General features: G+C 63.5%; 16 protein-coding genes. 7 read left to right on the plus strand and 9 right to left on the minus strand.

The window, feature by feature from the left end; translation table 11 throughout:
• The first annotated feature begins 115 nt into the window (after positions 1-115).
• The gene (locus tag AAGA68_20780; GenBank protein MEM9387503.1) at positions 116-2,698 is read left to right on the plus strand and encodes a TonB-dependent receptor; all 2,583 of its coding nucleotides are present in this window, start codon (positions 116-118) and stop codon (positions 2,696-2,698) included.
• A gap of 67 nt (positions 2,699-2,765) precedes the next feature.
• On the opposite strand, the gene AAGA68_20785 is transcribed toward AAGA68_20780, so the two are convergent.
• From AAGA68_20785 to AAGA68_20795, 3 genes are all read right to left on the minus strand, one after another.
• On the minus strand, positions 2,766-5,204 hold the full coding sequence (locus tag AAGA68_20785; protein ID MEM9387504.1) for a putative Ig domain-containing protein: 2,439 nt from the start codon (positions 5,202-5,204) through the stop codon (positions 2,766-2,768).
• A 119-nt stretch (positions 5,205-5,323) separates the two neighbouring features.
• Positions 5,324-6,082 carry a DUF1223 domain-containing protein gene (locus AAGA68_20790; protein MEM9387505.1) on the minus strand — a complete coding sequence of 253 codons (759 nt, stop codon included), beginning with the start codon at positions 6,080-6,082 and terminating at the stop codon, positions 5,324-5,326.
• Positions 6,083-6,308: 226 nt separating this feature from the next.
• Complete coding sequence (locus tag AAGA68_20795; protein MEM9387506.1) at positions 6,309-6,953, minus strand: hypothetical protein; 645 nt, start codon at positions 6,951-6,953, stop codon at positions 6,309-6,311.
• Positions 6,954-7,041: 88 nt separating this feature from the next.
• Here AAGA68_20795 and AAGA68_20800 point away from each other — a divergent pair, with 88 nt between their 5' ends.
• The 3 genes from AAGA68_20800 to AAGA68_20810 all read left to right on the plus strand — a co-directional run bounded on the left by AAGA68_20800 (position 7,042) and on the right by AAGA68_20810 (position 8,659).
• On the plus strand, positions 7,042-7,632 hold the full coding sequence (locus tag AAGA68_20800) for a YceI family protein (GenBank protein ID MEM9387507.1): 591 nt from the start codon (positions 7,042-7,044) through the stop codon (positions 7,630-7,632).
• A gap of 86 nt (positions 7,633-7,718) precedes the next feature.
• Positions 7,719-8,036: a helix-turn-helix transcriptional regulator gene (locus AAGA68_20805; GenBank protein MEM9387508.1), complete on the plus strand. Its 318-nt coding sequence runs from the start codon at positions 7,719-7,721 to the stop codon at positions 8,034-8,036.
• Positions 8,033-8,659, plus strand: a complete 627-nt coding sequence (locus AAGA68_20810; GenBank protein ID MEM9387509.1) for a hypothetical protein — start codon at positions 8,033-8,035, stop codon at positions 8,657-8,659. The genes AAGA68_20805 and AAGA68_20810 overlap by 4 nt, the downstream gene beginning before the upstream one ends.
• 193 nt (positions 8,660-8,852) lie before the next feature.
• On the opposite strand, the gene AAGA68_20815 is transcribed toward AAGA68_20810, so the two are convergent.
• On the minus strand, positions 8,853-9,287 hold the full coding sequence (locus AAGA68_20815) for a hypothetical protein (protein MEM9387510.1): 435 nt from the start codon (positions 9,285-9,287) through the stop codon (positions 8,853-8,855).
• A gap of 378 nt (positions 9,288-9,665) precedes the next feature.
• On the opposite strand from AAGA68_20815, the gene AAGA68_20820 reads away from it, so the two are divergent.
• Positions 9,666-10,730: an alpha/beta hydrolase fold domain-containing protein gene (locus AAGA68_20820; GenBank protein MEM9387511.1), complete on the plus strand. Its 1,065-nt coding sequence runs from the start codon at positions 9,666-9,668 to the stop codon at positions 10,728-10,730.
• A 44-nt stretch (positions 10,731-10,774) separates the two neighbouring features.
• Here AAGA68_20820 and AAGA68_20825 read toward each other — a convergent pair whose 3' ends face one another.
• Positions 10,775-11,521, minus strand: coding sequence for an SDR family oxidoreductase (locus AAGA68_20825; GenBank protein MEM9387512.1), 747 nt, complete (start codon positions 11,519-11,521; stop codon positions 10,775-10,777).
• Between the two features lie 317 nt (positions 11,522-11,838).
• On the opposite strand from AAGA68_20825, the gene AAGA68_20830 reads away from it, so the two are divergent.
• Entirely contained in the window at positions 11,839-12,759 is a 921-nt protein-coding gene (locus tag AAGA68_20830) for a hypothetical protein (protein MEM9387513.1), read from the plus strand.
• Between the two features lie 99 nt (positions 12,760-12,858).
• Here AAGA68_20830 and AAGA68_20835 read toward each other — a convergent pair whose 3' ends face one another.
• Positions 12,859-14,427 carry a diguanylate cyclase gene (locus AAGA68_20835; GenBank protein MEM9387514.1) on the minus strand — a complete coding sequence of 523 codons (1,569 nt, stop codon included), beginning with the start codon at positions 14,425-14,427 and terminating at the stop codon, positions 12,859-12,861.
• Between the two features lie 328 nt (positions 14,428-14,755).
• A complete protein-coding gene (locus AAGA68_20840; GenBank protein ID MEM9387515.1) occupies positions 14,756-16,642 on the minus strand; it encodes a BCCT family transporter in 1,887 nt (628 codons plus the stop codon).
• A gap of 219 nt (positions 16,643-16,861) precedes the next feature.
• Here AAGA68_20840 and AAGA68_20845 point away from each other — a divergent pair, with 219 nt between their 5' ends.
• On the plus strand, positions 16,862-17,464 hold the full coding sequence (locus AAGA68_20845) for a cysteine hydrolase family protein (protein ID MEM9387516.1): 603 nt from the start codon (positions 16,862-16,864) through the stop codon (positions 17,462-17,464).
• A 29-nt stretch (positions 17,465-17,493) separates the two neighbouring features.
• Here AAGA68_20845 and AAGA68_20850 read toward each other — a convergent pair whose 3' ends face one another.
• Together AAGA68_20850 and AAGA68_20855 are read right to left on the minus strand one after the other, a co-directional pair.
• The gene (locus tag AAGA68_20850; protein MEM9387517.1) at positions 17,494-17,802 is read right to left on the minus strand and encodes a hypothetical protein; all 309 of its coding nucleotides are present in this window, start codon (positions 17,800-17,802) and stop codon (positions 17,494-17,496) included.
• A 248-nt stretch (positions 17,803-18,050) separates the two neighbouring features.
• The gene (locus AAGA68_20855) at positions 18,051-18,650 is read right to left on the minus strand and encodes a glycosyltransferase (GenBank protein MEM9387518.1); all 600 of its coding nucleotides are present in this window, start codon (positions 18,648-18,650) and stop codon (positions 18,051-18,053) included.
• Positions 18,651-19,142 lie beyond the last annotated feature (492 nt).

The following is a 19,142-nucleotide window of genomic DNA, read 5'->3' on the forward strand; positions in this document are numbered from 1 at the left end:
TTTTGGTCACCATGCGCTCGAGCTGGCGAATTCGCTGGCGCCGGACAGTCACTTACGGGGAGCGGTGAGTCGCGTCCTTTGGGCGCGCTTTCCAACCGACAGGGATGGGAGACAAATGACCAGGAACACATGCGTGATAGGCGCGCTGATGGTGGCGGCGAGCACCCTGTCGCCAGCCTTTGCTCAGCAGGCAGGCACCGCCGAGTCGTCGATCGAGGAGGTGATCGTCACCGTCGAGCGGCGCGAGCAGACCTTGCAGGAATACGCGGGCACAGCCCAGGCGTTTTCCGGCGAGGATCTGCTCCGTGATGGTGTTGGCAACGAGCTGCAGAACCTAGCCAACGTGGTGCCGGGCCTGAGCATCGCCAATCAGGAAGGCAACATCGAGATCTACATCCGCGGCGTCGGCTCGGCCAACAACACCGAGCTGGGTGATCCGGCCGTGGCGCCGCACATCAACGGCGTGTACGTGCCTCGGCCGCGCGGTCTAGGCGTGCAGTTCTATGATGTGCAGCGGGTCGAGGTGAACAAGGGGCCTCAGGGCACGCTGCGCGGCCGCAACTCCACCGGCGGCACGATCAACATCATCACCAACAAGGCGCAGCTCGGGGAGCTCTCAGCCAATTTCCGCGGTGAGATCGGGACCTTCGACCAGCGGGCGCTCGTGGGCGTGGTCAATGCCCCGATCGGTGAGCGGGCTGCCGTGCGCTTTGCCGCCTTCTCCGAAGAGCGCGAATCGAACTACGAAAACGTGGGCCTGGACACCTCACTCGATCCCGCCGGCATCGAAGATGAGTTCGCGGGCCGCTTTAGCCTGCACGTGGAGCCCATTCCCAACCTATCGCTCGACTTCATCGCCGACTTCACCACTGAGGGCGGCACGGGTTACCCGGGCACCAACATCTTCCAGGCCAATCTGGCGGGGTTCAGCGTCGAGGACATCAATCCACGCGAGATTGTGAACCGCGCCGTGCAGGGAGAGCTCGACAGCGAGCAATGGGGCTTCACGGCCCTGCTGAACTACGACTTCGCCTGGGGCTCGCTCGAGTACACGGGGAGCTTCCGCGAGCTGGACTTCGCCCAGACCAACGCGGCGGGCAACATCCCGCTCTTCCCCGGACGCGACATCTCGGAAGCGGGCTTCGACTACGAGAACTTCTCCAACGTCTATTGGCAGCAAACCTCCGACGCGGTGGTGCAGGAGATTCGCTTGGCGTCGTCCGCCGACAGCCGCTTGCGCTGGAGCTTGGGTGGCTTCTACCTCGATGAGGATCAGACCGTCGGCTTCCTGTCCGCCAACGACAACGGCCTGTTCTTCTCCGGCGTCGAGTTCACTATGCCGGACGTGGACGTGAGCTCCGTTGCCGGCTACTTCGACGCCACCTTCGACGTTACCGACGCCTTCCGTGTGAAGGGCGGTCTTCGCTACACAGTGGAAGACAAGCGACGCTTCGGTATCGGCGGCAACTGGACCCTAGGTCTTGGCTCCCTCGACTTCAATTGCTGCTTTACCACGCGCCTGGGCACGCCCGGCTTCGCACCTACCTTCCAAGGCCGGCCAACCTTCACGGCTCCGACGGATAACGCCAGCGCCGCCCAGTTCCTGGTGGACGGTGCCACCTTCGGCGCCGATGACACGCTGGTGCAGCAGCTCGCCGGCGTCGCCGACGGCAGCTCACCGAACGGCACCTGCATCGATACACCGAACACCAACCGCGACGGCTCCCAAACCTGCCCCGACGATGGTCAGCACAGCTTCTTTGTCGTCGGTGCACCGGTGCAGCAGGTCGGCTCCTATGAAGACGAGTTCCTGGACTTCCGCCTTGGCATGGAGTTCGACGTCGGTGAAGACAACTTGCTCTACGCCATCGTGTCGACGGCGCACAAGTCCGGCGGCTTCAACGATAACTTGGGAGAGATCGCGCCGGAGTTCGATCCAGAAAAGCTCACGGCCTACGAGATCGGTTCCAAGAACGCCTTCTACTTTGGCGATCGCCGCGTGATCTTCAACGCCAGTGCCTTCTACTACGACTACGAAGATCAGGTGTTCCAGTCGCTGATTCAGTTCGGTGGCACCGGCGATGACGGTGGGCTCTCGCTGCTCAACGAAAACGTCGCTGACACGCGCATTTTCGGGGCCGAGCTCTTCACGTCCGTGCCCCTCGGCGGCGGCTTCAGCTTCGACGCCACGGCCCTGCTGCTGGATGCGGAAGCGCAAGATGGTGAGCTCGCCGATGTGCGCGGCCAGGACTTTGGTCAGTCGCCCTCCGCGGTCAATATCGATCTCGCCGGTAACACGCTTCCTAACGTGTCCGACGTGACGCTGATCGGGCGCCTGCAGCACGCGTTCGATGCCTTCGGCGGACAGCTTGCCTGGCAGGTGCTGGCCAATTATCGGTCCGACTACTTCCTCACGATCTTCAACGAAGACGACATCGTGCGCCCGGAAGGATCCAACATCTGCGACGGCAGCAACGATGCGGTCGCCTGCGGGTTCGAAGCGCGTCAGGAGGGTTTTGTCACGCTCAATGCGGGTGTTAATTACCGCTCACGCAACGATCGGTGGATTCTGGAAGTCTACGGTTCGAACCTGCTGGACGTCGACGCCTCCGTAAAGGCGCTCGTGGGCAACGGCAATAACCTGCGCTTTTTGAATAACCCGCGTCAGATCGGCTTGCGGTTTACCGTCAATCTCTAGTCCCCCCAAGCGCAGAGGTTGATGGCACACGGCGCGGCGGCTCTCACCGCCGCGCCGGCCGCAACCATCAGAAGTCGAAAACCTCATCTAGGGCATCTTGCCAGGCGTCGGGGTAGTCATCGAGGCGACCCAGGGACTGCGTGTTCAGACGCGGGAAGATGAACCATTCCGGACCGTTCCCGAAGTCCAGCACCGCGTACTCTAGGATCACCGCGCGGCCTCCCGGCGTGTAGCTCAACACCTCCCAATCACGTTCGCGGAAGAACGAGCCCAGTTGGGTGCGCACGATGCGGGTGCCGTCGACGGTCCAGGACCAGTCGATATCCTGGGTGTAGCACGCATCGTTTGGGTCGTCGAGGCACTGCGGATAGAGGCTCGTGAAGACTCGCGTGTTGATGCTATCCCCGCGGAACAGGTAGCCGAATATCTGGCTGAATTCGAGCCGACCCATCTCGTCGAGGTTGCGCGCGTCGGGCAGGGCGAACCCCGCCTGCCAGTACGTGGGCGGCTCCTGCACTAGGTCATCGATGAACAGCTCCGCGCCGCCAAGAGCGATTGCCCCCCACAGGGACTGGCGTACGAGGGGCTGGTCGGCCCGCTCCATGTCCACCATGTACAGCTGCAGATCGTCGACGGCGCTGATCACCCGGTAGCGATAGGTGTCTTGGTCGTTCGACAGGACCAGCTGGTCGCCGTCGATGATCCAGTTGTACACGGCCTGACCCAGCATGCCCGGTGTGGTCTGACCGGACTCGAGCAGGGTGAAGAGGTCGGAACCGTAGCCGGTGGCTGCGGCGCCGACCACGCGCGGATGCTGCGCCGTGAGCACGATGGGCAGCAGCACCGAATCGCCGGCGCCCGCAAGCGCGGAGACGCTGGAGTTGCCGGCGTTGCCGGAGCGGATGTTGAAATCGAATTCCGAGCTGTTGTCCCCGCGGGGAAGCTCACCGGGCCAGCCCAGCGCCGTCAGCAGGGGATCGATTGAGTAGGTGGCGGTCTCGAAGCGACGGACCAAGGTCTGCACCGTGGACAGCAGCAGGATCTTGGAGCGTTGCTCGATGACGGTCGAGATCACCTCTTGTTGAGAGGGGAAGTAGCGCCCATCTTCCTCGGCCTCACGGAGAAACTCACCTACGGACTCGTCGAAGCCCCAGCTCTCTACAACCGATACGGAGTCGATGAAGACAAAGAAGGAGGTGGCGTTGTCTTCGTAGCTCAGCACCAGATCACCTTGCTCGTCGATGATCCAGGTGAAGGGCTCCGTGTCGATGACGTACTCCTCGCCTTCGGGGACGAAGTCGCCGCCGAGTGAAACTGCTTCATAGGTGCGACCGGTGCCGTCGGCTTCGAGGTCGTAGACGCTGCCGCTGACGGGGACCCAACCGGGCACCAGGGGGGCTGACCATACGGTGGAGCCCAGCAGGGCGCCCTCGGTGAAGGCGATGCTGAGGGCGTCGTCTTCGAGTGTGTCCTCCACCGCGGCGTCGATGCGCGCGCGCACCTCGGCAAGCAGTTCACCGGCACTGTCGGTGAGCCCGTTGGCGGCGAGCAGTGCACCCAATGTCGCCATGCTGGTGGCGCCCGACTCTGGGGAGCTGAGCACGCTCAGGGTCGTGGCGTCCTCGGGGATGGGCACGAGCGCCTCTTCGACGATGAGCTTGATGATGCCTGCGACCTCCAGCAGCTCATCGGCCGGGATCGCCGCCTCGGCGTCCTCTAGTTCCGCCGCAGTGCTCGGCACGATGCCTTCGTTGGCATCGGTGGCGAGCAGGTAGCGAGCGGTGCTCAAGTGGCTGACGGTCAGGCGATCCTCCTCTTGCGAGCCCAAGCTGCCGTCATCTGCGGCGGCGGCCAGCATGTCACCGACCGTCCCGACCATGCTGATGAGCTCCACTGTGGACTGGGCATCGATACCTTGGCCCGTGATCTGCACCAAGGCGTCCGAGTCGATCTCATCGGTGAGCATGCGAATCGAGACGCTGTAGTTGCCAGCACCGTCAGCCTGCGCCTCGAAACTCTCGACACCGATGCCCACGGTGACCCTGGCATTGGGGATCGGATCGTCTGTGACGACACCGCTCAGGGTCAGCGCGGTCACGTCCAAAACGGTGATGTCGAAGGGGGCGAGCTCGGCGTCGGTGGTGCCGTCGGAAACACTGATGGTGATGCCAGCGTAGGTGCCTGCGTCGGAGGTGCTCGGGGTGCCGGTGAGCGCCCCGGTGGCGGCGTCGAAGGTCGCCCAAGCTGGGGCGTTGCTGATCGAGAAGGTCAGCGTATCGCCGTCCGCGTCACTGGCCGTGGGGGTGAAGGCGAAACTGTCGCCCTCCGGGACACCCGTTGCCGTGGGCGCTCCGGCGATCTGCGGGGCGTTGTTGGTGGCGCCTGGTGGCGCGATCAGATTGGCCTCCTCGTTATCTGATGATCCGCTGCACCCCGTTAGCAGCACCAACACGACCGCAACTGCAAGCGCGCCGAGTGTGGGCAGAGTGTTCTGACGAACAGGCATGATCTCTCTCCTCGTAGTAGTTGATCACGCACCGTTCCTGGTGCGCGGGCAGCGCTCACTGCCGTGAGGAAAGTGTGTCTGGCTTGGAAAAGCTCTCAGTGGTGGCGGCGCGTGCGCGCTCAGGGAGATGGCGTGAGAAAGCCGCCCACAGCTTGAACGGGCCGTTGAGAGGTGCGCGTGGAGACCCATGCCACAAGCGCCATTTGCTCGGTCGGCCGATCGGCCGTGGGCACCGCCGTCGTGGCGACGTAGCGGCTACCCTCACGGGTCATCGCACGGGTGCCCTGGCCCATCAACACGAACTCATGGGCGAGGGCTCGGCCACGATTCTCGCCGGCGCGCACACGCGTCTCGAAGCCCATGCCGAGCACTGCGACGTTCAGCACCAGCTGTTCGTTTCGGTGGCTGGTCGCGTCAAAGCGCGCCATCACGGTGTCACCGTCTCGGCTCACCACAAGGTTGCCGGGTGATGAGTGGCGCGCGACGATGCGTCCATCGGTGCGCCAGTCCGCCCAGGCGCGACCGTTGCGGAACACGCCCGGCGTGTACACCGTGCGCGCGCCTTCTTCCGCGGCGTAGCGTCGCTGACGCTTGGCGTGGGCCGGGTCGGCGAAGGGGTCTTTCCAGCCTAGGTAGTCCCAGTAGTCGACATGTAGGGCAATGGGGATGAAGCTGTTCCACAGGCCAGGGTCGGCCTTCAAGTCATTGAGCCAACGTTCGGCCGGGGGACAGCTGCTGCAGCCCTCGGAGGTGAACAGTTCGATAAGCGTGACCTGGGCGTCGCCGCTCGCGAACTTCATGGAGCCCTCGCCAGCCCCGCTGTGATGAGCGGCGAGCAGCAGCAGGAAGCACCCTAGCCATCGGTTCTCGATCATCATCTGAGCGTCCTCTAGCGGCCCTGTGGATAGGCAGTGGTAAACGGCGGGATGAGCGATACCTCGCCTTGTGACAGGCGAAGCTCAGGCGCTGCAGCGTGCCACGAAGTTATCACGGGGTCATCACTTGCCGCGCCCGTCCCCGCGTTGGCGACGGGGATGCGCGGCGCGTGCTACGGACCGCCGCGGCCGGCGACGTGACGCCACCGATCGAGCGAGGCGCCAGGCGCTACGCGTCAGTCGTTCGCGCGGGGGCGTGGGCCCGCGCAAGCCGCGAGATATCCCAGCCCAAGCGACACCAGCCTGCCGCTAGGCCGATGGCGCCTACCACCTGACCCATGATCGGCGCAGCTACGGCTAGCAGCGGCAGCGCCAGCACGCTCGCCAAGACGAGCGACGGGCCTGTGCGGCCAACTACCCGTGCGCTCAGCATGTAGGCGCAGAAGGCCGACCACCCTAGCGTGAGCCCCCCGAGCGCGATGGCAGCCTCCGCGTCGAACAGATTCGGTCTGTTCACGTTTTCCATCAGGTTCAGGGCTTGCGGTGCCGTAAGGGCGATATGGTGGATATAGAAGATCTGTGCCCACTCGTGGGCAAAGGCGGCGGCGCTGCCTAGGAGGGCTAGTAGGAAACTGATAGCACCAAGTACTTTCATTCGTTTCACGTGCACGATGCACAGGCCAATGCAGCCGACGACGAGGCAGAGGGTAACGACCGTGGCCAGGCTCATGCGCACTCGAAACACGGTCGAGGAAGCCAGCTCGGCGAAGGCGCTGCCGTGGGGCAGGAGCGGCGTGAGCACGCCGTTGGTGATTGCCGCAAGCGCGCCGCCGCCCATCAGCGTTCGGCCGCTCCACTCAAGCGCCGTCGTCATGTCTCCAGCTTTCCTATCGCTTGACATCGCCAGAATACTACAGTGTAGTAATACTGAATACTACATTGAAGTAAAAGGATGCCGCCCAATGGCTATACGACTGCTAGGCGCGTTGTCGTTCACTGCTCTGTTCGCTTGCGCGGCCAGTGCGGCGACAGCTCCCTTCTCCATCGATAGCGACCATACGCATGTGGTCTGGCAGGTAGATCGCTTTGGGTTCACCAAGACTATCGGCACGTTTACCGACGTCTCTGGGGTCCTTCTGCTGGACGAGGCTGCGCCGCAGAACAGCCGGATTACCGCGACGATCGCGCTAGCCGGTCTGCGCTCCGATCACGCGGAACGTGAACGCATCGTCCGCGGCCCGCACTGGCTCGATGCGGTTTCACACCCGGCCATTCACTTTGCCTCGACGGCGGTGGCGCGCTCGTCCGAATGCCCACAAAACTGCTATCGCGTGACCGGTGAGATGACCATGCGGGGTGCTACTGCACCCTTGGCGCTAGAGGTTCGTCTGAACAAGCTCGGCACGGACCCGGTGACCCGCAAGCGGGCCGCCGGGTTCACTGCCACCGGTTCCTTCTCTCGCGAGGCCTTTGGTGTGACGACTGCCCTCGGCCCGATTGGAGCGGACGTGGACTTTCAGATCGAAGCACTGGCGATCGCCGAGACCGAGTAGGCGATGGGTGCGCCAAGCCCGCGCGCGTTGTGCAACGCCATCGGCTGGTGCTTGGCGCCATGCCATGGCTCCGGCAGGATGGGGAGATGAACGCCCCCAAGCCTCTAGGCGAATTCGAACTCACGGTGATGGCCGCGGTGCTGCACCTCGGCGACGGTGCTTACGGCGCTGCCATCAGTGAGGAGATCTGCACGCGCACGGGGCGCCGCCCCGCCGTCGGGGCGATCTACACGACCCTAGCGCGGATGCAAGGGAAGGCGCTCGTCAGCTCTCGGGTGGGTGAGCCCGAGGTCGCGCGCGGCGGCCGCCCCAGGCGTTACTTCCAGATTACGAGCGAGGGCGTGGCAGTGTTCCGCGCGTCAGTACGTTCCCTGAAACAGATGCTCGACGGGATCGCGCTGTGAGGTCGTCAAGGGGGCGGCGGGAGGCGAACCCGCCACGGCTCGCCGAGGGCATGGTCGCGTTGGTAGCTCCCGCATCCGTGCGAGAGGATGTCCTTGGCGATCTGCACGAGCAGCACCTCGAACGCGCCGACTCACCGCACGCTGCAGTCGCCTATTGGCGCGAAGCGCTGCGCTCCTTGCCCACCTTGGCGCAGTACCGCTTGCAGCAGTTCGACCTCGTAAGCCTCGGCTTCACCGTGCTCGCGTGCGTTTGCGCGTACGTAAGCCTCAGTTCTTGGGATGTCTCGGTCGCGCGGCGTCTGGTGGCCGCCTTGGCGGCGCACCCGGACGCGCCCGCTCTGCTCGCGATCCGAGCCCTGTACTTTCTCCTGCTCTTCCTCGGGGCGACCATCGCTGGCGCAGTCGCTGCAGCGATCGCATTTCGCCGCGGTCGCTCCTTTCGTCGCAACGCCCTGGTGACGCTCGGTCCCTTGGTCAGTGTGCTTGCGGCGCTCGTGGCGGTGAGCGCGCTTAGCAGCGCACAGGGAGCGCCTTACGCCTACCTGGCCTTGCGCCTGGTGGTGATCGTGGCCGCGCTGGTGACGGGTGCCTACGTCATGGCGCGTCGCACAGGGGCTTCGTAGGGCACGTGAACCCGACGCCCGGCAAATGGCATGTCGCGTGGTGCGATGCCTGTCGCTCGCGATTGGCTTGCTGCGTTTCGCCACCTTGGGCGTTGGCACCGCCCTGATCGCTGATGGCTCCTCGGTGCTCCTGGCACCTGTTCTGAACACCGCACTGCTGTGCGCCCCCAGCCGCGCCGGCGTCGTCCGTGGCCTACTCGGACTGTACGAGTAGGCTCAAGAACGTGACCTCGACCGGCACCGAAGCCCCCCGCAGCGTCGCGTAAACCGTGCCGAAGAGCTTGTCCCGCCCCTCGACCTTATCGTCTGCGCGGCCGGTGCCGATGAACGTGCAGATGGTGATCCGATCATCGACTTGTGTGCATTGCACGCCGAAGATGTTGCCCGACAACTCCATCTCTACGCCGGCGCCTGAGAAGGCAATGAACCCCTCAGTGCGGCGCTTGATGCCGCCAGCGATGCTCAACTCCTGTCCCGGCATCAGCGTGAACTTTAGCTGGGACTCGCCGGGGCGGTACACGTGCGGCGGTCCGTCTGGGAAGTCTGGTGGCAGCATTGCCATGAGTGTTGCTGGTAGTAGCACTAGTAGGCTGGCGGCGGCTGCAAGCAGCGTGCGAGTGTTGGTCATGAGGGGGATTCTCGGTTGGTTCTTACGGGATTTTCAGCGAAGTGAGAAGTGGGTCGCAATAGTCTTGTTAGGATAGAAAAATCGACTTAGCGATGGGTTCGGAATCGCTCTGGGCCGTGCCTTCACGTCATCCGGCGTACGCCCCGAGTCCACCGCAGTACAGGCTCGCGTAGTCGTGCCAGTCTGCGGACGCAGCGGAGCAGGGGGGGCGCGGCTGGGACGTGGGCTGCGATGGGTGGCCCCTCGGCCTCGCGTTGCGCACGTGGCGTGATTGGTTTGCAATGGTAGTGAAGTCCATCGGCGCCTTGCGCCTCGGGCGGCCACTGCGCCCATAAGCATTCCCGTGACAATCCCCGATCTGACTCGAAGGAGTTGCTAGTGAGCCTCACTGTACCGTTCGCTTTCGTGATCCCCGCAGAGGAAACAAAGAGTTGCAGACCAAGGGCTTACCGAGCGAGTGCGCTGACGCTGGTTCTGGTGAGCCTGTTGCTGCACCCTGTCTGGGCTCAAGTGACGGTATTCGAGGACCTTGCCTACGGCGACGCGCGCCCAGGGAACTTGCTCGATCTGTACGTGCCGATCGTGGACGACGTCCGCCCGGCGCCGCTGCTGATCTGGCATTCGGGATCCGCCTGGTTGGGTAACGAAGGGAAAGACGCCGACGACGCGGTGCAAGCTGCCCAACGCTTCAACGGCCGGGGCTACGCGGTCGCCACGCTCAGTATCCGCGCCAGCAGCGATGCTCCGTTCCCTGCCCAGGGCTACGATGTGCGTGCTGCCATCCGGTTCTTGCGCCGCAATGCCGGCCTCTACGGCATCGATCCCGTGCGCGTTGGCATCATGGGTAACTCCTCCGGCGGCTGGGCTGCCGCCTTCGCAGCCGCCACCAGCGATATCCCTGCCCTTCCAGGCGAGACGGGCATCGCTGGCACCTCCAGCGCCGTGCGTGTGGCGGTGGCCTTCTTTCCGCCCAGTGACTTTCTGTCGATGGATCAGTTTGCCCAAGACAACGATCTGCCCCAGGGGCCCGCTTATCCCCATGATTCCCCAAACTCACCGGAGGGGCGCTTGATTCTGTGCCCGAGCGAAGCCATCGACGACATTCGTGTGAGCATCCAGGAATGCCCGCAGGAGACCGAAGCGGCAGATCCCGCCAGCTATATCGAGGGGGTTGTCCCACCGCTTTGGGTGCTGCACGGCCTTGTCGATGACGTGCTGCCCTTCAACCAGAGCGAGCTGCTGTTTCAGGCGAGTGCTGCGTGGGACAACTTCGCGAAGTTCACGCTGGTACCTACGGCCGGGCACGCGGTGGAGGACATTATCGGCGCAGCGCAGGGGACCACCACGTTCAGCATTCGGGGCACTGAGTTCGTGCGCGAGACGGGCGGCCCAACCTGGGGTGGCGTCGACAGATTTCTCGCCACCTATCTGAAGCGCCCGTAGGCAAACCACGACGCGCCCTGAGTGAGGGCGCGTCGTGACCGCACTCAACCCTCGCTCAAGTCTGCTTCCACCACAGCGCTCGCGAAGCCGCCGTAGGCCTCCTCGAAGTGCTTGGCCATGTTATCCGGCCACGCGTGGAACGCTCCGCGCGCCAGGGCATCGACGATAGCCTCGGCAACCAGAGAGGGCGGTTCAGCGATCTCACTCAAACCCGCCGCATCACCCATGTCCGTCGCGATAGGGCCTGGATGCACGCTCACCACCGCCGTGTTCTGGTCGGCTAGCTGCTCGCGTAAGGCTTGGGTCAACGAGTAGGAGGCGGCCTTAGAGGCGGAATAGGTCGAGAAGGCCGGGAAGCTCTTCATAGAGGCGACCGAGTTCAGCTGCACGAAGGCACCACCGCCGTTGGCTTTCAGTACGGGAGCAAAGGCGCGCACCACGCGCAGCAAGCCGTAGACGTTGTTGTCTAGCTCGAACGTCAAGCTGTCGAAGGCATCGTCGGATAGGGCTTCGGCAGGTCGCAGAACGCCGGCGTTGTTGACCACCACGTCGACATCGCTCGCTACTTCGGCAGCAGCGTGGATGACCTGCTCATCCGTGAGGTCGAAGTGCACGGGGACAACGCGATCGCCGTAGCGCTCGACCAGCGGCGCTGCGCTCTGCGGACGCCGCACCGCCGCGTACACCTTGGCGACGCCTCGTTCGAGCAGGGTCTCAACGATGGCCTTGCCGATGCCCCGGTTGGCGCCGGTGACGAGTACGGTCTTACCGTTGATATTCACATTAGCCATTTGCTTATTCCTCAGTTTGCTGACGGCCGAGCGGAACGTGCTGTGCGGCCTGATGATGTGGTGGTTTCTTGCCGCGGCGAAACGTTACGGCAGGACGTGGGCAGCAGATCGCGCGCTAACACCAGTGAGCGGGAGGTCTGGTTGACCGGCAATGATTTCAAGTGGCGTTGGCACATGCATGGTGGGCCTCGCTGCGTCGCGGGCGGCTCGAGGCAGAGTATCGATCGCGCAAGCTGACAGCGCGCTATGCGTCACTTGCCTACGCTACCGGTTGATGACTACTTTGGCACGCCAGTGTGACCGGAGAACACGTGGCGATGGGTAAGCCTTCAGTCGACTGGCAAGTACTGCCGCAATCGGTGTTTGTTTCCCACGCGTACGACGATGAGGAGGTGGTCGAGTCCCTCGTCGCGATATTGCATGAAGCGGCGCCCCACGTGAGGCCGAAGATCTTCGCCCGCCTTGAGCCCGATCCGGATAGCGCCGTGAGTGACGGGATCGTTGGGGAGATCCTTGCCTGCGATGGTCTGATCTACCTCGAGCGCGGGGCCTCGGCCGATTCGCTCTGGGTCAACTTCGAGCGGGACTACGGGCGGCGCACGGCGCGTCGCGTGTTCGCTTACGATCCACAGGCAAAGGTGCTGCGCCCAGACCAGGGGCGCCCCGTATCGCTCAACGTGACCGTCATGACGAGCCCTCACACCGCATCGATCGCTGGCGCATTGCTCGACTGGCTTGCGAACGAGCGCGGATTTCAGCTTCGGCGCCGCAGCACCGTGGTCAACATGAAGGAGATCCCGGACCTGCTCGCGTCAGTGCTGTTCGACGGCGCGGTCACCCTCTGGCTCCTCGATGAGCGTCTTGGTGCCACAGCACACCTGTCTTTCGATCTGGAGGACGAGCTCCTTGAGGACGATCTCGACTGGCGGATTCAGAACCACGGTGCTGGGCGCTACGACTACGACCTTCGCGACTATCCCTCGTGGCTATTGCAACACTCCATGTTCGCTCGCGTGGACCCAAGCTTTACCTTGACCACCAGTGAGGATCCGCAGGTCCAGGCGTTCATTTCAAGTGAGTATTTCATCGAGCGGCAGTTCGCCGTCGGCTATGGGGTCGATCTAATTTCCACGGCCGAGGGGGATGTATTCGATTGGCGTCGGGCAGACGATCTCATCGTGCGCTTGACGCTGATGCTGCAGCGCTCCCGTCCCTTTCTGTACGAACACGACGACTAGGGACGCGGCGCCAATGAGAACACTTGAGGATTCTGCAGTCGTGCAACATCGCGACCGATCACAGCGATATGGTCAACCAGCGCATCAGCTGACGCTCAGCTAGCGGTTGGCGCGAAGTTCCACCGTCGCGGACGTGCCGCCGTGCAGGTCGTAAACGCGGTTTCGACCTGCACGCTTCGCTGCATACAAGGCGTGGTCGGCCCCGAGCAGCAGGCTCTCGAGGTCTGCCCGAGAGCGACTGAGCGTGCAGGCACCGAAGCTAGCGGTGGTGCGTAGGGTTCGTCGGTCCTTGCCAATCGCCAGCGATTCCACGGCGGCGCGCAAGCGTTCGGCCGTGGCCAGGGCGGCCGACCTATCGGTGTTGCCGAGAAGGCATGCGAACTCCTCGCCGCCGATCCTAGCGACCATATCCGTGCCGGCGCGCAGGGTATCTGCCAAGCACTTGGCCACGCTCACGATCACCTCATCGCCAACTGCGTGGCCGTAGGTGTCGTTGATGCGCTTGAAGTGATCGATGTCCACCATGAGCAGGCTGAGCGCTTCGTTCGTGCGGTGATGTCGGCTGACCTCTTGCTCGCCTCGTTCCAGAAAGGCGCGGCGATTTGCGACGCCGGTGAGCGGGTCCTTCTTCACCAGGATCTCTAGTTCTTGCTTGATCTGCTCGTGGGCGAGTACTTGCTCGCGCAGCTCAGCCGTGCGGGAGGCCACAGTGGCCTCGAGATTCGCTCGCTCCTGGGCCAAGGCGCGCACCGCTTTGCGCCGCTCACAGGCGCCTGCATGAATCACCAGACTGGTGCACATCACCACCATGCCGTAAAGCTGCAGGGTGAGGAACACCTCACCGGTCGCCGTGCCTGGGCGCATCAGGGCTTGGGCAAGTGCCAGGGTGATCGTGAGGGACAGGAGCACCATCGACCCGGTGGTATCCGCTCGAAATGCCAGCCAGGTGCAAAGAGGCATGGTGAGTAACACCAATGGGTAGGCGTTGGACTGCCCGGGGAACAGGCTAGCTGCGGCCACCAGCACGACGGACACGCTCGAAGACGCCAGCAGGGCCACGCGTCGGTCGTGCCTCGCGAATGCGCGCCTGACTGTCCGCGCGGGATGGTAGACGTGGGGTGCGAGTGCTACTGCGGCGGGCAACACCAGCACGACGCCGGTGAAGTCGGACAGGAACCAGCGCCACCACAGGGACCAGATCTCTGTCCCGGGCAGCCCCATGGAGAGACCGACCAGCCCCGCCCCGGCCATCGCGGCGAGGGTGCTATGGCCCGCCGCCAGCACCAGAATCACCAGCAGCACGGCGCGGACGTTCGAGAAGGGGGTAGTCGATCCGCCGAGGGTCCGGTAAGCCGCGATGGCGCAACAGATCGCAAGCGCGTTCCCCGCACTGGTCATCGCGTAGAGGCCGATGGGTCCCTCTGGCTGGAATATGAGGGAGTAGCACACGCCACTGAGCACGATCGGGATCAGCGCCCGCCAGCCGTAACGCAGGGCGGCGCAGGTGCCGATACCGGAGGCTGGCCAGACCGCGACCACCGCATTGGACGCGAATCCGATTTGAAACGACAGGGCGATGACAAGGAATAGGATGACACCGTAGGCGCCCAGCGCTAGCCAGGTCCCCGGGTGCGGCCGCCCGTCTTGCTGAGGTGTCGTGCTTTGCAATGCGCCCTGGCCTGACCACCTACGCACTCCCTGTGTCGGCCGGGCCCATCGAGACTTGCGCCGGATCTGTGGTACTGGTTCTCGTGGATGTTCGAGGTAGCCTGAAAGCGCCAAGTGGGCACCGCGATTACGTTACATAGGGCACAAAGGGGGCCTTGGCACCGAGCGCGAGAAGGGCGTTAGGGGTGTGTTGCATGAGCGCGTCTGGGATGCCTGTGGCGCTGCGCTCGACATGTCGGGGGGCTAGATCGTCTTCAGCCCGCGACGCGGGCGCTGCAGGGCGAGCGCTCGGCGCTGATGCGCCCCTCTTACCGCTTACCCACAAGCGCTAGGCGGCGGTCGCCATCTCCTGCGCTCTAGCCGCCCGATCGTCTGCGATGACGGCGATCACCAGGGAGATGCACATCAGTACCATCACCAAGGCGAAGGGCAGGGCGCCGATGATCATCGCATTGCGCAGGGCGTCGAAGGGGTTGGACTGCGCGCCGCTACTGCCCGCCACAATCAAGGCACCGATTACAAGCGTTAGGATCACACCCCACACGATGCGGTGCTTGATGTCCGTGTCGATGGAGCCGCCTGACATGATCGTGTTCATGACCAGGATGCCCGAGTCCGCCGAAGTCACCAGAAAGGTGAGAATGAGCAACACGCACATCGCGGTGACAGCGTAGAGGAAATCGCCCGAGAGCATATGGTTGAGCGCGGCGAAGAGCTTGTTGGTGGTGGTGGCGTTGATGATGGCGCCCTGGGCGAGGCCGGAGAGTTCGAGATCGATAGCCGTGCTGCCGAGAATCGTCATCCAGGCAAAGCACACGAGGGCGGGCACGAACACGCAGGCGATGATGAACTCGCGCACCGTACGGCCGCGAGAGATGCGCGCGAGGAACAGGCCAACGAACGGCGAGAAAGCGATCCACCACGCCCAGTAGAACGTGGTCCAGCCGGACTGCCAGTTGAACAGGCGTCCCTGGCGTGCCGCCTCGTAGGTTGCCACGGCAAGTTGATCGGCGCCATCTAGCGCAGTGAAAGCAGCTGGAAGTCCTTCCTTAAAGTCCGCAAGGGAACCGTATGCGTTCGTACTTGCCGCGTACACCGCCGCCAAGTCGTCCGCCGCAAGGGCGGCTACGGGTGCCGGCAGCGCCGTCTCGAGGTCTGCTTGAGAGAGGGGCGCAAAGGACTCGAAGGACAGCGGCAACAGGTTAGCGACGTAGTCTGCCAAGCTGCTCGCGTACTCCGACAGGGCGAAGGCGAAGGAGCCGAAGACTACGAACACGAGCAGCAGCAGGCTGGACAGGGCGAGGTTGAGGTTCGATAGGTGTTTGATGCCCCGGCCTACACCGGACACGGCGGACAACACAGATAGGGTCATGATCAAGAGCAGGGCGCTGATCAAACCCACGGTGCTGGGGCGGGGCGGCCCTTCTTGCTCGCCGGCGCTGCCTTGTACCAACCATGCCATGTCCGTAACGGAATAGATGCCTTCGACGAGCTGGCTGACGCCAAAGCCGATGGTCACCGAAACCCCGAGGATCGTGGCCACGACCCCGAGTATGTCGACCACGTGACCGATCGCACCGTTCGCTGCCTTGCCCAAGATGGGTGTCAGCGCGGAGCGAACCGTTAGCGGCATGCCGCGCGTGTATGCGTAGTAGGCTAGGCACAAGCCGCTCACCACGTAGATCGCCCAGGCGTTGAAACCGTAGTGAAGAAAGGTGTACCGCATCGCCGAACGCACAGCTTCCTGCGTATTAGGTTCAACATCCGTGGCTAACAGCACCGGATTCGCACCCCATAGACCGAGTGGCTCTGCCGTGGCGTACACCATCAGCCCTACGCCCAGTCCAGCGCCAAACATCATCGAGAACCACGAGATATTCGAGAATTCAGGTGTGTCCTCTGGACGCCCGAGCTTGCGCCGACCTGTGCTCGGCAGGAACGCAAGCACGAGGAGAAACAACAAAAAACCCCCGGCCACCGCCACATAGAACGCGTTGAAATACTGCAGTAGCGCAGCATTGACCAGGCCGAGGGCATTGTTGGCGTTGAGGGGGAATGCCAGGGCCCAGATCACCAACAGCGACATGATTGTCTTGCTGATCACCGCGATCGGGATGCTGTATCCCTTGTAGAAACCGGAGTCGGCCGTGCGGATGCGCAGCTTCGTGAAGCGTGCGGTGCGGCCGAAGAAGTCCTCGATAGCTGCTCTATCCATAGGCGTCGAAGTGTAACGCGCTGACCGTGGTTTTGCTGGGCAGGGGCACGCCAGGCGTGGAGGGACTACGGGCAGTTGTCGAAAATCGACCCTTCGTTGAATCGTCCGTGCCTGTTGCCGAAGGCGGCGGACGGGGCGCGGAAGCTGGTATTCTCCGCCCTCGTCAGCAAGTTGCACTTGCAACGCCAACCCTCTCTTCGCGGCTTCGGAGCACAGTCCATGAGCGAGCTAAAGACTATTCGTCACATTGTCGGCCTCGAGGATAAGGCGCCACCGATCAGCGATTCTGCGCTGGTGATTATCGATGCGCAGAATACCTATCGCGAAGGCGTCATGAAGCTGGATCACGTCGATCCGGCGATCGACGAGTGCCACAAGCTACTCGAGCGGTTTCGCGACGCGGGGCGACCGGTGTTCCACGTTCGCCACGACGCCGGTCCGGGCAGCCCCTACGATGTGAACGACCGTATCGGGCAGATCGTCGACACGCTCGCGCCCCGCGATGGCGAACCGGTGATCACAAAGAACTACCCCAACTCCTTCGTCGAGACGGAACTGCACGACCTACTCACGCGCCAGGGCATCAAGAACCTGATCCTCGTGGGCTTCATGACGCACATGTGCGTGAACTCCACGGCGCGCGGGGCGTTTTCCCTGGGTTACACGGCGGCCGTCGCAGCGTCGGCTACGGCGACGCGCGCCTTGCCCTCATCGACGACTGGCGAGCCGATCGCGTCTACTGCGGTGCAGGAGGCGGCCTTGGCGTCTCTCGCGGATTTGGTCGCCGCCGTCGTGCCCACCACTGGGGATGTTCCAGACTAATGAATATAGTAGGCTTGGCGCGTCGCGGGCTAGGGCTCAATCAGAATCTCTGGGTGGTTTGCGGGGACCGCGACGCGGAACCAGATAAAGGGCATTAGAGGGTTTGCAAGCCAGTATAGCCAGCCCAGATTCTTGTCGTTCTCGCCGTCCTGTGCGTGAAAGTCGAGCCAGACGAACAGCAGCTTGTACACGCAGAAGCCAGGCATGAAGTTGATCTTGAATCTGCCTGTGCGTAGGGCTGCGCGGGAGATGTAGAAGTTGCCTTCGAAGGGCGTGATGGCCCACCCGCGCTTGCCTTCGGCGATCAGGGTGTTCGTGCGCTTGTGGATGATCTTCACGAGGGCTCCCGGCAATTGAGACCGCATCGCACGCCAGGCGGCGCACACCATCGAGTCGGAGTGTCTGAGATTTCCGCCCCGTTGGCGAGCGGAATTGCATCGAACGGTAGATGCCTCGCGTGAGAGTAGGCGGTGAGGGCGGTCAGTGTTTGCGCTAACGGGGCCGAGCGGGCGGCGCTAGGGAGCACAGCAGTGCCGACCAGCGTTGTGTCGAGTCTCGGGAGGGCGCTTCTGCGCTGCGCCGGGCTTCAGCGCCCATCTGTCCGATGGTCGCGGCACGAGGCAGGCGGCGCAGCGCCCTGATGAGTGCGCTGACGCTGTCGTCGTCGACTACCCAACCGGTGCCCGGCGATACCTGTTCCGGAAGACCGTCCGTATTCGCCACGAGCACCGGGCGCCACGCTGCCCGGGCCGCGGCTGCCACGAACCCGAAGGGCCTCGTAGCGCAAGGGCACGACCAGCACATCGACGGTGCTGAGGAAAGCGCACGCGTCCTCTACCGGTCCGGTGAAGTGCACGTGCGGCAGGCCTTTCGCTTGCTGGCGAAGCGCCGAAGCTTCCGGTCCGTCTCCTCCGATGATGAGTTCGAGGTGCTCGGCCGGCAGCGAGCGAACCGCCTGGAGTAGCTGATCGAAACCGTTGCGCTTGCGCAGGCGGCCAAGGGCCCCGATGCGAAGCGGCGAGACGATGGCTGGGGGTGGTAGGCGTCGCAAGACCGGATGCTCCTGATAGGGCGGGATCAGCGCAAGCTTACGTTCGCTCGCCAGGCGAGCATCGAGCATCCACGCGTTTTGTGACGGGCTCACGGCCACCACCCGGTGGGCGATTCCGTAGGCGATCCTCAGCATGGTGCAAAAGCGAAGTTGGTCGCGAACCTTATGGCGCTCATAGCCCGCGCAATAGGCGTGTTGTGCTAGCACGACTCGCCGGCGAGGGCGGCGCCAGCGTAAGTGCAGGAGGCCGAGAAGCGAGGTCCATGTCATCGGCAGGTGGACGACAGCCATATCCGCCTTGCCGTGGCGCCAGTTCTACTCGCTGAGCGTCACCTTATTTGCTAAACGGCCCACACTAGCTAGGGTCCTGAGTTAGAAGTTCGTTGATGACTTCGCGGCACCTTTTCGCCCCTGAACACGTTGCTCCTCCTCCCGTGGGACCTGCCACGCTCGTCCTCGCGCCGCGCCCAGGGACAAAAACTCGCGTGCGAATTCATCAACGAACTTCCAACTCAGGACACTAGCCTGGATTATTCATGAGCCAAAAGAGAAGAAGGCCTCGATGTGTTAGAAAGGTGTTACGACACAGCACTTTCGGACACAAAGAAGGCCTTCCAATGGTCGACG

This window comes from Pseudomonadota bacterium (genome assembly GCA_039193195.1).
Lineage (GTDB): Bacteria > Pseudomonadota > Gammaproteobacteria > Steroidobacterales > JBCBZW01 > JBCBZW01.

Coding starts and splice junctions, on each gene's coding strand:
- AAGA68_20780 (MEM9387503.1), top strand. CDS start 116: ATGACCAGGAACACATGCGTGATAGGCGCGCTGATGGTGGCGGCGAGC.
- AAGA68_20785 (MEM9387504.1), bottom strand. CDS start 5,204: ATGCCTGTTCGTCAGAACACTCTGCCCACACTCGGCGCGCTTGCAGTT.
- AAGA68_20790 (MEM9387505.1), bottom strand. CDS start 6,082: ATGATGATCGAGAACCGATGGCTAGGGTGCTTCCTGCTGCTGCTCGCC.
- AAGA68_20795 (MEM9387506.1), bottom strand. CDS start 6,953: ATGACGACGGCGCTTGAGTGGAGCGGCCGAACGCTGATGGGCGGCGGC.
- AAGA68_20800 (MEM9387507.1), top strand. CDS start 7,042: ATGGCTATACGACTGCTAGGCGCGTTGTCGTTCACTGCTCTGTTCGCT.
- AAGA68_20805 (MEM9387508.1), top strand. CDS start 7,719: ATGAACGCCCCCAAGCCTCTAGGCGAATTCGAACTCACGGTGATGGCC.
- AAGA68_20815 (MEM9387510.1), bottom strand. CDS start 9,287: ATGACCAACACTCGCACGCTGCTTGCAGCCGCCGCCAGCCTACTAGTG.
- AAGA68_20825 (MEM9387512.1), bottom strand. CDS start 11,521: ATGGCTAATGTGAATATCAACGGTAAGACCGTACTCGTCACCGGCGCC.
- AAGA68_20830 (MEM9387513.1), top strand. CDS start 11,839: ATGGGTAAGCCTTCAGTCGACTGGCAAGTACTGCCGCAATCGGTGTTT.
- AAGA68_20840 (MEM9387515.1), bottom strand. CDS start 16,642: ATGGATAGAGCAGCTATCGAGGACTTCTTCGGCCGCACCGCACGCTTC.
- AAGA68_20845 (MEM9387516.1), top strand. CDS start 16,862: ATGAGCGAGCTAAAGACTATTCGTCACATTGTCGGCCTCGAGGATAAG.
- AAGA68_20855 (MEM9387518.1), bottom strand. CDS start 18,650: ATGCTGAGGATCGCCTACGGAATCGCCCACCGGGTGGTGGCCGTGAGC.